The sequence below is a fragment of the Henriciella mobilis genome (assembly GCF_003576315.1).
GTDB classification, from domain to species: domain Bacteria; phylum Pseudomonadota; class Alphaproteobacteria; order Caulobacterales; family Hyphomonadaceae; genus Henriciella; species Henriciella mobilis.
Genome location: NZ_QWFZ01000017.1, coordinates 203,633 through 216,681 on the forward strand (window position 1 = coordinate 203,633; position 13,049 = coordinate 216,681).

Sequence of the window (13,049 nt, forward strand, 5' to 3'; positions counted from 1 at the left end):
AAAAAGACGGTCAGGCGGCGATCGCCTCTTCCTTCTTCTTCGGGTCGCGCAAGACATAGCCGCGGCCCCAGACGGTTTCGATATAGTGTTCACCGCCCGGATTGTCGGCGGTAGCGGTCGCCTTGGCGAGCTTCTTGCGGAGCTTGCAGATGAAGACGTCGATGATCTTCAGTTCCGGCTCGTCCATGCCGCCATAAAGGTGGTTGAGGAACATTTCCTTGGTGAGCGTCGTGCCCTTGCGCAGGGAGAGCAGCTCGAACATCTGGTATTCCTTGCCGGTCAGGTGGACGCGCTCGCCCTCGACCTCGACGGTCTTGGCATCCAGGTTGACCAGGATCTCGCCGGTGCGGATGACGCTCTCGGCATGGCCCTTGGACCGGCGAACGATTGCCGTGATCCGTGCAATCAGCTCGTCCTTGTTAAACGGCTTGGTGAGGTAATCGTCTGCACCGTAGCCGAGCGTCTTAACTTTCGCTTCAATGTCCGGATTGCCGGACAGGATCAGCACCGGGGTGTTGATGCGTGCCATGCGCAGCTGCTTCAGCACTTCGTAGCCGGAGATATCGGGCAGCGACAGGTCGAGGATGATGATGTCATACTCGTACACCTTGCCGAGATCGACGCCTTCCTCGCCCAGGTCAGTCGTATAGATATTGAAGCCTGCCGCTTTGAGCATCAGCTCTATGCTGCGGGCCACCGAGTTGTCGTCTTCGATTAGAAGAACTCGCATGTCATTGCTCCCGAATCACTCTAGCGACACCCTAGCCGCCCCGTTAACCAATGTGAATCTACGGGCCGTTAATTACCAAGAGTTTAACGTGGATAACTCTGCGGCCATTTTTGTTCATATCTCTTAACAGTGAAGGTCTTCGCCCGGCGGTGCCCCGATAAGGGTCTGGGCGATGGCGATGGCATCCTGCACTGGCTGGGCGGACGGATCCGTCGAGATCAGCGTACGCTGGCTGCGGATCGCCTCGCGCACCTTTTCGTCGCGCATGACGATACCGGCGAGCGGCGGACGGAATCCGAGGAACTGCTTGCAGGCACGGGCGATGGCTTCATAGGTCTGCTGACCCATGGCGCGCGTGTTGGCCTGGTTGATGATGATCCCCTGTTCGACATCGGGCGCATAGCCGCGCAGCACCTTGATGAAGGCGTAGCCGTCGGTCATCGAGGAAGGATCGTCGGTGATTACCATCATGGCCCTGTCGGATGCGCGTGCGAGACGCATGCAGTTGGCCTCGATTCCCGCCCCGAGGTCGAGCACGACCTTGTCGTATTGCAGCGCAAGCGCGGAAAGACCCGCAGCGAGGCGGGCGACTTCTTCCGAGGAAAGCTCTGCCAGCGCACCTGAACCGGATCGGCCGGGCAGGACGTCGAAGCCGCCCTGTCCTGCGCCGCCGTCGACATTGATCACGGCGTCTTCAAGTTCGATCCAGCCGGCAATGACGGCCGCCAGGTCGGTCTCCGGCGCGATGCCGAGCTGGACGTCGACATTGGCGAGGCCAAGGTCGCCGTCAACGAGCAGCGTGCGTTGTCCGGCCTGTGCGAAGGCGCTGGCGAGTGTGATGGACATGAAGGTCTTGCCGACGCCGCCCTTGCCGGACGCGACGGAGATGATCTGGCCCTGCTTGGCGCGGCGCGGCGGGATTTTCCCTTGCGAGCCGGTGGGCCGGTCCATGGATTTTGGAAGCATGAAGCTCATGTCATGCAGCTCCTTTCAGGGCGATATCTGCCGGCGCTTCTTCCAGCAGGATCCTAGAAAGCCTTCCAGGCGCAGCCGGTACGAGGCCGCCGCCGATGAAAGGCGTTACAGCGAGGTGGGCGAAGGCGATACCGGCCCCGGACAGGGCGGCAACGACGCCTCCACGCCGTCGTGTAACATCAAGTTTGGTGACAATGGCCCGGCGCACGCCAACCGAGGCGAAGGCGCGGGCAGCTTCGGCCTGATCGTCAGGATGGCCTTCCGCCGACATGACGAGGACGGGCTCGGCATCGATGACGTTGATCAGGTCTTTCAGGCTGGCCAGGTCCTCTTCGTCGAAGGGGACGATGGCCGGCAGGTCAATGACACAGCGATAACCGTCCGACCGGCAGGTGCGAAGCAGATCGAAAAGGGCGTCCGGCGAAGTCGCCGCGCGGATCTGGCGCTGCTCCAGCTCTAGATAGGCCGCCAGCTGGGCGCCGCCGGCTGTCGAGTCGAGATCGGCAGCGACGGGCAGGATCTGGGAATTCGTGACGGCGGCGCGGCGTGTCATCTTTGCGGCGGTGGCCGTGCGGCCATGTCCGGGCGGGCCGACCAGCAGCACGTCGCGGTTCGGCATGGCGGGAATGGGGTCGCAGGTGATCAGTGCATCGAGGCCGGAGGCCATGATCTCTGCCGGGTCCTGCGTCTTGGAGCTCATCGGCATGCCTGCATCGGCAACGCGTTCGGCAAAGCGTTCCGGGGCGCCGTGCCAGATCAGCGCATCGCGTACGCGGTTGCGCAGCGGGTTGTCCTGCGGGCGTCCGGGCGCGCCATTCCGGTTCAGGCGCGCAACGAAGCGCGGCTCGCTCGGCACCATGCCGCCGCCAAGCTTGTCAGTTGCCGCGCGAACCTCGACACCGCCGGGAACTTCGCGCTCGGACAGAATAATCGCATCTTCGCCCATCTCGGCGAAGATCATCGCCTTGGCGGCTTCCAGCGTCTCTGCTGCGAACATTTTCATGCGCATGGGCAATACACTCCACTTCCGGAATCACACCCTCGCGCCAAAAGGTTAACGAAATCTGTTAATTTGTTAGGAAAGCGCTTAGCCCTTGTGAACAAAGCGCTTCGCTGTCTGCTGCGGCAACCGCAGCGGAAGGCACCCGGCTCAGGCGGCGCGTTTCTCGTCGACAATTTCTGAAAGCTTTACGCCCAGCTGCCCGTCGGCAACGACCAGGCGTCCGCGCGCCATGAGGCGATCGGAGACATAGATGTCGATCGGCTCGTTGGTACGCTTCTGCAGCTCGACAATCTCGCCCTCGCTGAGATTCAAGAGGTCTTCGACCGGCATGCGCGCTTCGCCCAGCACGACATCGACCCGGACAGGGACGTCGAAAAGACCGGAATTGGCGGCGGGCGTATCTGCCATGGAATCTACCTCAGTCTTGGTCGGGCGAATCAGCAAACTGGCCCGCATTGGTTTCCGAGAAATGAACGGATCACCTGTGCGGGCAACCGGGCTCAGGGGTGGAAGAGATTGCCCTGTCCGTCAATCAGTTCTGCAGCAAGCGCGCGCACACGGGTCAGGGCTTCGTCGCGGATTTCGTCTGAAAATGAAGCGGTTTCAAGAAGTTCCGCCAACTGAACAATCTGTGCAAGCGCCGTCTTCAGCGCTTCGGATGAAGCGCGCATGGCGTCGGCCTGCTGCTGGACCTGCTCGTTCCGGAGCATGTCTGCGGTCGTGCGGCGGGCATCTTCTAGCAGGCCGGCAAGCTCGGCGACGGTCAGCGATATCTTGTCCGGCTCGGTGCTCTGCTGCTCGAAATCGCTGCGGAAGTCGAAAGGGGTGACGGATTTGACCGGCTGGCTGCTCATTCAATCAGCTCGTCCATTTCGTCCTCATCAGACAGGATGTCGCCGCGGCGGGCGAGCGTGCGCGCAATCGCGATGATCTCGCGGCGGGCGCTCTCGATCTCTGAGCGGCGGACCGGGCCGGCGGCTTCGATCTCGGCGGTGAGCATCTCGCCCGCGCGCTTGGTCATGTTGTCGAGGAAAGCCTGCCGCACGGCGGGCTTGGCCCCCTTCAGCGCGATGGCGAGATCGGCCCGGTCGATACTCGACAGGATGGTCTGGATCGCGGCTGCATCGAGGTCTGCGAGGTCTTCAAAGGTAAACATCAGCGCCCGGATACGGGCTGCGCTGCCGGGCTCGGTTTCATCCAGCGAGTCCATCAGGCCCTGTTCGATGCGCGGATCCATCTGATCGAAGATGCGCGCGACATTCTCGACGCCGTCGCCAGCCCCCTGGCTGCGGCGGGCGGTCAGAAGGTCCTGCATGGCGGTCTCGATCAGCGCCATGGTTTCGGGGCGCACACGGCCTAGCGTCATGATCCGCTTCAGCGCCTCGGTGGCGAGGTCGCGTGGCAGGATCCTGACTGTCTGGGCGGCCTTGCCGGCGGGCAGGCGGGAGAGGACGACAGCAATGAGCTGGGGGTGTTCACAGCCCAGGACGGACGCAATGGCGGAGGGTTCAACCTCGCCAAGGGCGGACCAGATCGTGCGCGTACCTGCTGTGTCTTCGTTGTGCTGGCGAATGGCGCTGAGGAATTTTTCCGCGTCCGACGCGGGCGAACGCGGCTCACCGGCTGTTTGTGTCATCGCCTGGCTGAGACGGTCGGCGTCGTCGGGCTCCAGTTCTGACCAGACCGCGCTCGCAGCCGGTCCAAGGGCCCGCATCAGTCGTGCCGCGCGCAGCGTGCCGGCTGGCGGGGCGGGATAGGCTGGGGATGTGGTTGCCGGAAGGCTCACTGGGCCCCCCCGTCGTTCATCCAGTTCTTGATGATGCGCGCTGCCCGTTTCGGGTCTTCCCGGACGAGACGCTGGATCTCGCCAGACGCGTCATGCGCCGTGTCGCTCTCCTGCGGCATGCTTCGGGTGGGCGCAGACGGCAGGTTCACCGGCTGGCTGACGGCATCATTGGCGGCCGGCTGGTGCGGCTGCACGCGGCGCTCGCCAGAGGCCAGCACAACAAAGCCGAGCAGGGCCGTGATCAGGCCAAGCCCGCCAAGTTCGAGAAGGTCGGCCTGCGTCAAGCCGCTGCGGGCGCTTTCGGCGAAAACGAAAGGCTGGATCTGCAGGCTGTCGCGCTCGGTGTCAAAGCCCGTGGCCGCGGCGAGGATCAGTTCGATGCGCTCACGCAGGCCGGCGGTCAGTTCGAACCGGTCTGCCGGCGCGTCGACGAGGATAAGGACGGTGCGGTGGCCGTCCTCGCCGGTATGGATGGCCGTGCGGAAGGCGTCGCGCCCGAGAACGGGCTCGAGCAGGGCGTGCAGGGTTTGCGATTGAGCTTCCAGAGGGGCTTGCGACGATCCTGGCGTGTCGCCGGTCAGCAGGATGTTGCCGCGCCATGCGAAAAGGCACGCGGCGAGACACAACGCTATCAGCGCCGCTTGCCGCGTGCCTGTTGGCATGTTGGACTTTGTTGCTGACATCGCTTCGCTCTGCTGACGGCTTCCGTGTGAAATGCACGGCGAACTCGTCAGAAAACTAGGCGTATCAGCGTAAACGGCGCTTTAACGGTGGCAGTCAGGGGCGCCGGTGATGGAGTGCCAGATGCCGAAACGGGTCAGTTGGTGCGGTATTGCTGCAGGCGGGTCGTACGCAGGCCCTTGGTGCCGTGCCGGTCATAGAGCTTGTCCCAGCCATTCAGCTCTTCTTCCGAGAGCGAATACCGGTCGCAGGCTTCCTTGCGGGAGAGCAGGCCCCCCCGGACAGCCGCGACAACTTCAGCCTTGCGGCGAGTTACCCAGCGGCTAATGCCCGGGGGCGGAAGGTCTTCCCAGGTGAGGGGTTGGCCATCCGGGCCCTTCACACTCAATGTCTTAGCATTCTGCTGTGCCATGAGATCCACCATTATTAGCGGTTGATGTCGTAGACGCTTCTGCGCCCATGCATCTTCTCTACAGCAGCCAAATTAAATCAGGTTTCAGCGAGGCCTGTGAGTTTTCATGAAAATTCAAAACGTTCTCGCCGAGCCCGTTAAGTGAGCGTTTGTGAACCTGTCCCGGCTTGGGTCACTTTGTGCTGAAACTGAACAGTTTTATCCGATTTCAGGCCGAAACGCGCTGATCGGCGGCAATTGTGGACGAAATAAATCCGCCGCCCATTACACGAGTTTCACATGAAGTTTCGTACAGGACGCAGGCCTGGCCCTTCGCGACACCTTCTTCGGGCACGGAGAAGAAAACTGCAGGTTGATTTCCGGACCAGCCGAGCTTTGCCGGCAGCGGGTCGCGGGTCGAGCGTACGCGGGCCAGAACCGGTCTTTCTTCATTGCAGGCGTCTTCGAGTGTGCCGTCGCCGAGCCAGTTCAGCTCTTCCATGGTCAGGGCAGCGGTCAGCAGGGCCTCGCGCGGGCCGACAATGACCCGGCGCGCCGGCGCATCGATCTTCACCACGAACAGCGGCTCGCCCGTCGCGATACCGAGGCCGCGGCGCTGGCCGATCGTATAATGGATCACACCGTCATGTTCGCCCAGCACCCGGCCGTCCAGGTGCACGATCTCGCCGCCGCGTCCCGAACCGGGGCGCAGCTTCTTGACGACATCGGCATAGGACCCGCTCGGCACGAAGCAGATGTCCTGGCTGTCAGGCTTCGCGGCAACCGGCAGGTCGTACTTTTCCGCCAGCTCCCGCACCTCGGTCTTTGGCAGGCCGCCCAGCGGGAAGCGCAGATAGCCAAGCTGTTCGCGTGTGGTAGCGAACAGGAAGTAGGACTGGTCGCGTGACGAGTCGGCGGCGCGGTGCAGCTCCGGTCCGTGCGCGCCGTCGGTGCGGCGGATATAATGGCCGGTCGCAAGGCAGTCGGCGCCGAGCTCCTTGGCTGTCGCCAGAAGGTCCGAAAACTTCACAGTCTGGTTGCAGCGGATGCACGGGATGGGCGTCGAGCCGGACAGGTAGGTGTCGGCGAAATCCTCCATCACCTGTTCCCTGAAGCGGCTTTCATAGTCGAGGACGTAATGCGGGATGCCGATCCGGTCGGCAACATTGCGCGCATCGTGGATGTCCTGCCCGGCGCAGCAGGCACCCTTCTTCTCGATGGCGGCGCCGTGATCGTAGAGCTGCAGCGTGATACCGACCACGTCATAGCCCTCATCGGCCAGCATCGCGGCGACGACAGAGCTGTCGACGCCGCCGGACATGGCGGCCACAACACGGGTTTCGGATGGCGGCTTGGCAAAGCCAAGCGAGTTCAGCCCGCCGGTCCAGGCGGTCTTCGGATTAGTCATTCTCATCCTCCAGCGGGTTCAAGGCCCGAAGCAGAAAACTGTGTGAAGCGCGCGATATAGGGGATTTGGGCGCGCTTGTCAGGGCGCAACCTGCGCTGGCGGCTGCCCCGGCATGAAAGGGGGCAGGCTAGATCAGGCCGAGCGCGAGCGCCCGCAGGGCCGCAGTGGTGCGGTCTGTGACGTCCAGCTTATCGAAGATGCGGCGGACATATGTATCGATCGTGTTCAGCGTCACACCGGTGTCCTGAGCAATCTGGGGATTGCTGCGCCCGCGCAGGATCTTCTCCAGCACCTGCTTTTCGCGTTTCGAAAGGCTGATCGCATGGGCCGCCTGTTCCCTCAGCAGGTGGCAGTATCGCAGATGCGCAGCCTGGGCGCTGATCCACAATTCGGCCATGGTGTGATCATCGCAGTGCGGCGCGCCCTTGCCGAACCCAAAGCCATTATAGCCGTTACGTCCCATGGGACCGTAAAGCGGAATGGCGAGGCCGTCGCCGAAATCGGCTGCTCTGAGGACATTCAGATAGTCACGCTCCTCCGCCGAAAGGCCAGGCATGTCGTAGACATCCGACCAGCGCAGCGGATTCGCCCTGGAATAGACAAGGCGCGTTATCGGATCGCACTTGTAGTATTCCTTCTTGAGATAGTTCCTAACCCAGTCGTCTGGAAATCCGATTGTCAACACGTCAAGGGTCTCGCGGAAATCGGTAGCTCCTATGGGCGGCAGATGGTGGTAGCTGATCATCGTGACGCCAAGTGACTGGTACTGCGCCACGCAGGCGTCTCTCAGCTCCGCGAATGACGACATGGAGTAAGTCGCGCAAACAAAATCCACCCCTCGCAAGCTGGCCCCACCTCTTCCACGCCAAAAAATTTAGTTAGGCCGATGCTGTCTGAATTGGCAAGGACGGTGACCTAACGGCAGGTCGGCGAGCGCGCGGGAGCGCAAACGGTTTTCAGTCTTTTTCCGGCAGGCCGATGGCGGCGGCGACCTCGGCGTGATTGTCTGGCGCAAAGAGGTGTGCGTCCCAGCCATGCCGACGCGCCGCTTCGACATTCTCTTCCATGTCATCGATCAGGATGACGTCCTTGCCCGTATAGCCCAGCGCGTCCTCGATATGCCTGAAATAGGCAAGGTCCGGCTTGGCGAGGCGCATCCGGCCGGCGGCGAAGACATCGTGCATATGCTCGCCAAAACCCATCTCCTCGATCCAGTCGGCACGGTAGACTTCATTGTTGGTCGCAATGACGTTGACGGCACCGGCGGCGCGGGCCCGGCGGACGAGGTCCAGCGTCTTCTCATCCGGGATATGGTCCTTGTCGAACCAGTAATCGATGACTTCCGAGGCGCGATGCGGCACGCCTTCCTGCTCGGCCCAGTCGCCAACCAGTTCGTGCAGGTCGGCCTGGCCGACCATGGCCTGCTGAAAGCGCCCGGAGAAAAGGTAGGAAGCGAGCGAGCGGATCGACAGGCCGGTATCCTGCTCGAAGGTGGTCATCCAGAGGAAGATGCCATTCTGGACATTTGCATTGAGGACCCCATCGAAATCCCAGGCGATGACTTTGTGTTTCAGCGTGCTCAATGTGCTCTCCATTTGCGCATCTGACCTATTGCGCGCGCCAGCGCAAATCCAGTCCGCGCTAATCTGACGCGCGGCGCAAAGTGCGGTTTTGAATGTTTCGCAGAGAATCTATAAGCTGATCTTAGAAAATCTGGAGCTTGGCTGATGGAACTTGACGCCCTCATCTTGTCCCGCCTGCAATTCGCGTTTGTGGTCGCGTTCCACATCCTGTTTCCCGCCTTTACCATCGGTCTCGCCGCCTTCCTTGCGGTGTGCGAAGGGCTGTGGCTGTGGACAAAGCGGGATGTCTTCAAGCGGCTCTACCTTCACTGGGTGAAGATCTTCGCGCTGGCCTTCGCCATGGGCGTCGTCTCCGGCGTCGTCATGTCCTACCAGTTCGGCACCAACTGGTCTGTCTTTTCCGACAAGGCCGGCAGTGTGATCGGGCCGTTGCTGGGCTACGAAGTGCTGACCGCCTTCTTCCTGGAAGCGACCTTCCTGGGCGTGATGCTGTTCGGCTGGAAGCGGGTCGGCAACCGCCTGCACTTCATTGCAACCTGCGCTGTCGCTGTTGGCACGACCATCTCGGCCTTCTGGATCCTCTCGGCAAACAGCTGGATGCAGACCCCGGCGGGCTTTGCCACCGATCCTGAAACCGGCAATTTCTATGCGACCGACTGGCTGGCCGTGATCTTCAATCCGAGCTTCCCGTCGCGCTATGTCCACATGATGCTGGCGGCCTTCATCACCACCGCAGCGGTGATCATGGCGGCCGGCGCCTGGCAGGTCATTCGCGGCCATTCCTCCGAGCCGACCCGGTTCCAGATCCGGATGGCGGCGGGCACGCTGGCGGTTCTCATGCCGTTGCAGATCTGGGCCGGCCACTGGTCCGGCGAAGTCGCGCATGAGCACCAGCCCGCGAAGATCGCCGCCATGGAAGGCTGGTGGGAGACGCGCGACGTACAGCCGACTGTCCTGTTCGGCTGGCCCGACGAGGCGGCAGAAAAGAACCATGGCGAAATCGCCATTCCGAATACGAGCCCCATCCTGTTCCCGAAAGCCGAGGGGCAGCTGGAAGGGCTGAAGGCTTTCCCGGAAGCAGACCGCCCGCCGGTCCTGCCGGTCTTCTGGAGTTTCCGGATCATGGTCGGCGCGGGCCTTGTCATGCTGGCCCTCGGCCTGTGGGGCTGTGTGCTCTGGTGGCGCGGGCGTATCGACAAGCCGGGGCTGTTCCACATGCTGGCCGTGCCAGCCGGATCGCTTGGCTTCATCTCGGTCGTGACCGGGTGGATCGTGGCAGAGGTCGGCCGCCAGCCCTATACCGTCTACGGCTTCCTGCGCACCGAGGACAGCGTCGCGCCGGTCAGCGCCGGTCAGGTCGCGACATCGCTGCTGATCTTCATGGTCGTCTACGCCATCGTCTTTACCGCCGGTACCGTCTACATGGCGCGCATCGCAACACGCGGCTTCGATGACGATGAGACCGGGCCGCCAAAACGCGAACACCGGGCACCGGGCTCTCCGCTCGGCTCCGTGTCGGAGCCTGCCGAACTGCCCTATGATACCAAGCCGGCTGAATAGGAGAGATGGAAATGGATCTACCGCTTATCTGGTCTGTCCTGATCGCCACGGCCGTCATGCTATATGTCCTGCTCGACGGCATGGACCTTGGCGTCGGCATCCTCACCGGCCTTGCCCGCAGCGATGAAGAACGAAATCTCATGACCGCCTCCATCGAGCCGGTCTGGGATGGCAACGAGACCTGGCTGATCCTTGGCGGCGGCGGTCTGTTTGCCGCTTTTCCGCTGGCCTATGCGATCCTGATGCCGGCCTTCTACCTGCCGGTTCTCCTGATGCTCGCCGCGCTGATCTTCCGGGGCGTGGCTTTTGAATTCCGCCACAAGGCGGTGCGCAAGCCGACACGGCTGTTCTGGAACGGCGCGTTCTTTGGCGGCTCGCTCGCGGCCGCGCTGGCACAGGGGTTGATCCTCGGCGGCTTCATCCAGGGCGTTGAGGTCGAAGGCCGCAGCTTTGCAGGCGGTGCGTTCGACTGGCTGTCGCCTTTCACCATCCTGGTCGCGATCTCCGTGGCGATCGGCTACAGCCTGCTCGGCGCCTGCTGGCTGGTGCTGAAGACGCAGGGCGAGGAGCAGAAGCGTGCGCGGCGGTTCGCGCTCTATGCCCTGGCCGGTGTGGCGCTCTGCTTTGCGGCGGTGAGCCTCGCGACCCTGTCGATCGACCCGCGTGTGACCGAGCGCTGGGGCTTCTCGATGGACCATATCAACCCGGCCAAGCTGCTGCCGCTGGCGCCCATTCCGCTGGCCGGCATGGCGCTCGTCATTCTTGCCGCGCGCGACCTTCTCTGGGACGTAAACGCGCCTGACTGGCGGCCCTATGTCTATTCCGCCGGTATCTTCCTGACAGGTTATCTCGGGCTGGCGGTCAGCCTGTTCCCGACCATCGTCCCGTTCGAGGTCGATATCTGGCAGGCGGCGGCGCGGGACAATGCGCTCGGCCTGATGCTGGTCGGCGCCGGGATCATGCTGCCGGTCATCCTGATCTACACCGGCTATGTCTATTCGCTGTTCTGGGGAAAGGTCCAACCGGGAGACGGCTATCATGACTAGGCTGTTCGAGCCGCAGGGCCCCGACGAATCAGGCGAAAGCAGCAAGCCGCTGTCGCGCCAGCTTCTCTGGTTTGCCGGGCTGGCCATCGCCAGCCTGACCGCCGTGGCCGCTGTTGCCTATGCCCTGCGGGGCTTTCTCCTCATGGGTTGAACGGCCCGCCCGGCACTTTGCTTGACTTTTCCGGGCGGCAGGGCAACCAAAAGGGCAGGTGGATCTTCTAGACCTGTAGCAAAAGGAACAGAACATGGCTGGAAAGTTTGAGCTCTACAGCGACAAGGCTGGCGAATTCCGGTTTCGCCTCAAGGCTGGAAACGGCGAAATCATCCTGAGCAGCGAGGGCTACAAAAAACGCGCCAGCGCCATGAACGGTATTGAATCCGTCAAGAAGAACGCGGCGAACGATGCGCGTTATGAGAAGAAGGAAGGTTCCAGCGGCAAGTTCAGCTTCAACCTGAAAGCCGCCAACGGCCAGGTGATCGGCACCTCGCAGAGCTACAAGAGCGAATCCGGCCGCGACAATGGCGTGGAGTCGGTGAAGAAGAACGCACCGGCCGCACCGGTCGCTGAAGTCTAGCGCCCACGGGCAGGCCCGCCCAAACAATCAAGGACCGCTCGTTTTACCAGACGGGCGGTCTTTTTCATCCGGGGCGTTGTCTCAATTGTCTGAACCGCCCGGCGCGTAATCCGGGTCTACCCAGATATACATATAGTCCTTGGGACCTGGTATGCCTTGCGTTTCCGCGCGGCGCCATTTCTGCCCGGCCGCATGCGCCTCCGCGATTTCGAAGAGAAATTTGCGCGCCTCGGGGCCTGCGGCTTTCGCGGCATGGTACATCGGGGTCAGGGCCAGCGTGTACGCTTTCATCCGGGCGAGGTTTTCGTCAGATGCCGCCGCGCCGTCGGCGGACGTGTCCAAAGCCCCCCAGGCCTGGTCGAGCCGCCAGCCGATCGAACGGGCCGCCTCTTCGGTACCCAGGTGTTCGGGTGTGAACAGCGCGGCCACGGGGATAAGGTCAGCCTCCGTCATGCCGGCGAGGCGAAACATGTCATACTGGCTTTCCAGTTTCGCCTGGTCTTCGCTGGTCCACTGATAAGCGGCGTCCTTCCCATTGAGATAAGCCTTGCCGTCGAGACGGGCTTCCTCAAGCAGCTCAAGTGCGAAGGCCGCGTCCTCGGTATGCCCGGCAACGCCTGATGCCGCCTTGAGCCACCACGGATAGGCCTGGTTCTGCTTGTCCGTGGGGCAGGCCCTCGCCAGCCTGCGCAGCATCAGGACGGTTCCGCGCCCCTGCCACGTGTCATCGAAATCGTAGAGCAGCGTCTGTCCGAGGTTCCCGCTCCAGACCAGGCAACGATCGAAGGGTTCATCAGACTCGAACAGCGGGTGTTTCAGCCCGCGAACGTCGTGAAACTTGATCAGCCCCTGGGCGGCCGGCTTGCGCAATTCGTAGAAAATCTTGCCATAGTCGCGGCTTGGCCCGCCGGCCTCAGGATCGCGGGCGATGGCATCGGCCTGATAGAGCATGTCCCAGACATGCGACACGGCGCTGAAGGCGTCCTCGTCGGGTATGCCGGCATAGGCATGGCGAAGCCAGGATTCGGCGGCATAGGCGATCACGCCGCGGTCCGTGGGACAGGTTTCGACCATCTGATCGAGCTGGGCCAGTTCGGCCGTCGCTGATTTCGGTGAAGCGGCCACGGCCCGGCGAAGGCCGTTAGCGGCGTCTTCCGCATTCATGTTGCATGTGAAGCTGTCCTGCGCGCTTGCCGGTTGGGCTGCCAGCTCGCCCAGTGCCAGCGCGGCCAGCCCGATTGTCACTCCAAGTTTCATTCGCGTCCCTCACCTCGCTTGCGGCGATAATGGCGGGGCGCGGCATGGTTTGGC

At 62.6% G+C, this 13,049-nt stretch carries 16 protein-coding genes; 4 read left to right on the forward strand and 12 right to left on the reverse strand.

Going from position 1 to position 13,049, the window contains the following annotated elements:
* Positions 1 to 10: 10 nt before the first annotated feature.
* The 11 genes from ctrA to D1227_RS10215 form a co-directional block, all read right to left on the reverse strand.
* Positions 11 to 730, reverse strand: a complete 720-nt coding sequence (gene ctrA, locus D1227_RS10165) for a response regulator transcription factor CtrA (protein ID WP_119377513.1) — start codon at positions 728 to 730, stop codon at positions 11 to 13.
* A 123-nt stretch (positions 731 to 853) separates the two neighbouring features.
* Positions 854 to 1,705 carry a nucleotide-binding protein gene (locus tag D1227_RS10170; protein ID WP_199288227.1) on the reverse strand — a complete coding sequence of 284 codons (852 nt, stop codon included), beginning with the start codon at positions 1,703 to 1,705 and terminating at the stop codon, positions 854 to 856.
* A 1-nt stretch (position 1,706) separates the two neighbouring features.
* On the reverse strand, positions 1,707 to 2,714 hold the full coding sequence (locus D1227_RS10175; protein ID WP_233350055.1) for a flagellar biosynthesis protein FlhF: 1,008 nt from the start codon (positions 2,712 to 2,714) through the stop codon (positions 1,707 to 1,709).
* Positions 2,715 to 2,855: 141 nt separating this feature from the next.
* The gene (gene fliN / locus D1227_RS10180) at positions 2,856 to 3,116 is read right to left on the reverse strand and encodes a flagellar motor switch protein FliN (protein ID WP_119377862.1); all 261 of its coding nucleotides are present in this window, start codon (positions 3,114 to 3,116) and stop codon (positions 2,856 to 2,858) included.
* Between the two features lie 92 nt (positions 3,117 to 3,208).
* The gene (locus D1227_RS10185; protein ID WP_119377512.1) at positions 3,209 to 3,562 is read right to left on the reverse strand and encodes a hypothetical protein; all 354 of its coding nucleotides are present in this window, start codon (positions 3,560 to 3,562) and stop codon (positions 3,209 to 3,211) included.
* Complete coding sequence (locus tag D1227_RS10190) at positions 3,559 to 4,494, reverse strand: flagellar motor switch protein FliG (RefSeq protein ID WP_119377511.1); 936 nt, start codon at positions 4,492 to 4,494, stop codon at positions 3,559 to 3,561. The genes D1227_RS10185 and D1227_RS10190 overlap by 4 nt, the downstream gene beginning before the upstream one ends.
* Positions 4,491 to 5,177: a hypothetical protein gene (locus tag D1227_RS10195; protein WP_119377510.1), complete on the reverse strand. Its 687-nt coding sequence runs from the start codon at positions 5,175 to 5,177 to the stop codon at positions 4,491 to 4,493. The genes D1227_RS10190 and D1227_RS10195 overlap by 4 nt, the downstream gene beginning before the upstream one ends.
* A 134-nt stretch (positions 5,178 to 5,311) precedes the next feature.
* On the reverse strand, positions 5,312 to 5,587 hold the full coding sequence (gene sciP, locus D1227_RS10200) for a CtrA inhibitor SciP (protein WP_119377861.1): 276 nt from the start codon (positions 5,585 to 5,587) through the stop codon (positions 5,312 to 5,314).
* Positions 5,588 to 5,795: 208 nt separating this feature from the next.
* Positions 5,796 to 6,974 (reverse strand): tRNA 2-thiouridine(34) synthase MnmA, encoded by a 1,179-nt coding sequence (mnmA, locus tag D1227_RS10205; protein WP_119404637.1) that lies wholly within the window; start codon positions 6,972 to 6,974, stop codon positions 5,796 to 5,798.
* A gap of 127 nt (positions 6,975 to 7,101) precedes the next feature.
* Positions 7,102 to 7,782, reverse strand: coding sequence for a LuxR family transcriptional regulator (locus D1227_RS10210; RefSeq protein WP_119404638.1), 681 nt, complete (start codon positions 7,780 to 7,782; stop codon positions 7,102 to 7,104).
* Between the two features lie 148 nt (positions 7,783 to 7,930).
* Positions 7,931 to 8,557, reverse strand: a complete 627-nt coding sequence (locus tag D1227_RS10215; protein WP_233350057.1) for an HAD-IA family hydrolase — start codon at positions 8,555 to 8,557, stop codon at positions 7,931 to 7,933.
* 144 nt (positions 8,558 to 8,701) lie between these two features.
* Here D1227_RS10215 and D1227_RS10220 point away from each other — a divergent pair, with 144 nt between their 5' ends.
* The 4 genes from D1227_RS10220 (at position 8,702) to D1227_RS10230 (ending at position 11,738) form a co-directional block, all read left to right on the forward strand.
* On the forward strand, positions 8,702 to 10,117 hold the full coding sequence (locus tag D1227_RS10220) for a cytochrome ubiquinol oxidase subunit I (protein ID WP_119377506.1): 1,416 nt from the start codon (positions 8,702 to 8,704) through the stop codon (positions 10,115 to 10,117).
* A gap of 11 nt (positions 10,118 to 10,128) precedes the next feature.
* Positions 10,129 to 11,163 carry a cytochrome d ubiquinol oxidase subunit II gene (gene cydB, locus D1227_RS10225; RefSeq protein WP_233350059.1) on the forward strand — a complete coding sequence of 345 codons (1,035 nt, stop codon included), beginning with the start codon at positions 10,129 to 10,131 and terminating at the stop codon, positions 11,161 to 11,163.
* Positions 11,156 to 11,314 (forward strand): hypothetical protein, encoded by a 159-nt coding sequence (locus D1227_RS20040; protein WP_199288226.1) that lies wholly within the window; start codon positions 11,156 to 11,158, stop codon positions 11,312 to 11,314. Before cydB ends, D1227_RS20040 begins: the two co-directional genes overlap by 8 nt.
* 94 nt (positions 11,315 to 11,408) lie before the next feature.
* Positions 11,409 to 11,738, forward strand: coding sequence for a YegP family protein (locus D1227_RS10230; protein WP_119404640.1), 330 nt, complete (start codon positions 11,409 to 11,411; stop codon positions 11,736 to 11,738).
* Positions 11,739 to 11,819: 81 nt separating this feature from the next.
* Here D1227_RS10230 and D1227_RS10235 read toward each other — a convergent pair whose 3' ends face one another.
* On the reverse strand, positions 11,820 to 12,995 hold the full coding sequence (locus tag D1227_RS10235) for a hypothetical protein (protein WP_119404641.1): 1,176 nt from the start codon (positions 12,993 to 12,995) through the stop codon (positions 11,820 to 11,822).
* Positions 12,996 to 13,049 lie beyond the last annotated feature (54 nt).

Bases quoted from the DNA above. Each gene is read 5' to 3' on its own strand.
- D1227_RS10170 (WP_199288227.1), bottom strand. From the start codon at position 1,705: ATGAGCTTCATGCTTCCAAAATCCATGGACCGGCCCACCGGCTCGCAA.
- ctrA (WP_119377513.1), bottom strand. From the start codon at position 730: ATGCGAGTTCTTCTAATCGAAGACGACAACTCGGTGGCCCGCAGCATA.
- cydB (WP_233350059.1), top strand. From the start codon at position 10,129: ATGGATCTACCGCTTATCTGGTCTGTCCTGATCGCCACGGCCGTCATG.
- D1227_RS10185 (WP_119377512.1), bottom strand. From the start codon at position 3,562: ATGAGCAGCCAGCCGGTCAAATCCGTCACCCCTTTCGACTTCCGCAGC.
- D1227_RS10210 (WP_119404638.1), bottom strand. From the start codon at position 7,782: ATGTCGTCATTCGCGGAGCTGAGAGACGCCTGCGTGGCGCAGTACCAG.
- D1227_RS10175 (WP_233350055.1), bottom strand. From the start codon at position 2,714: ATGCGCATGAAAATGTTCGCAGCAGAGACGCTGGAAGCCGCCAAGGCG.
- D1227_RS10220 (WP_119377506.1), top strand. From the start codon at position 8,702: ATGGAACTTGACGCCCTCATCTTGTCCCGCCTGCAATTCGCGTTTGTG.
- D1227_RS10230 (WP_119404640.1), top strand. From the start codon at position 11,409: ATGGCTGGAAAGTTTGAGCTCTACAGCGACAAGGCTGGCGAATTCCGG.
- mnmA (WP_119404637.1), bottom strand. From the start codon at position 6,974: ATGACTAATCCGAAGACCGCCTGGACCGGCGGGCTGAACTCGCTTGGC.
- D1227_RS10235 (WP_119404641.1), bottom strand. From the start codon at position 12,995: ATGAAACTTGGAGTGACAATCGGGCTGGCCGCGCTGGCACTGGGCGAG.
- D1227_RS10195 (WP_119377510.1), bottom strand. From the start codon at position 5,177: ATGTCAGCAACAAAGTCCAACATGCCAACAGGCACGCGGCAAGCGGCG.
- fliN (WP_119377862.1), bottom strand. From the start codon at position 3,116: ATGGCAGATACGCCCGCCGCCAATTCCGGTCTTTTCGACGTCCCTGTC.
- D1227_RS20040 (WP_199288226.1), top strand. From the start codon at position 11,156: ATGACTAGGCTGTTCGAGCCGCAGGGCCCCGACGAATCAGGCGAAAGC.
- sciP (WP_119377861.1), bottom strand. From the start codon at position 5,587: ATGGCACAGCAGAATGCTAAGACATTGAGTGTGAAGGGCCCGGATGGC.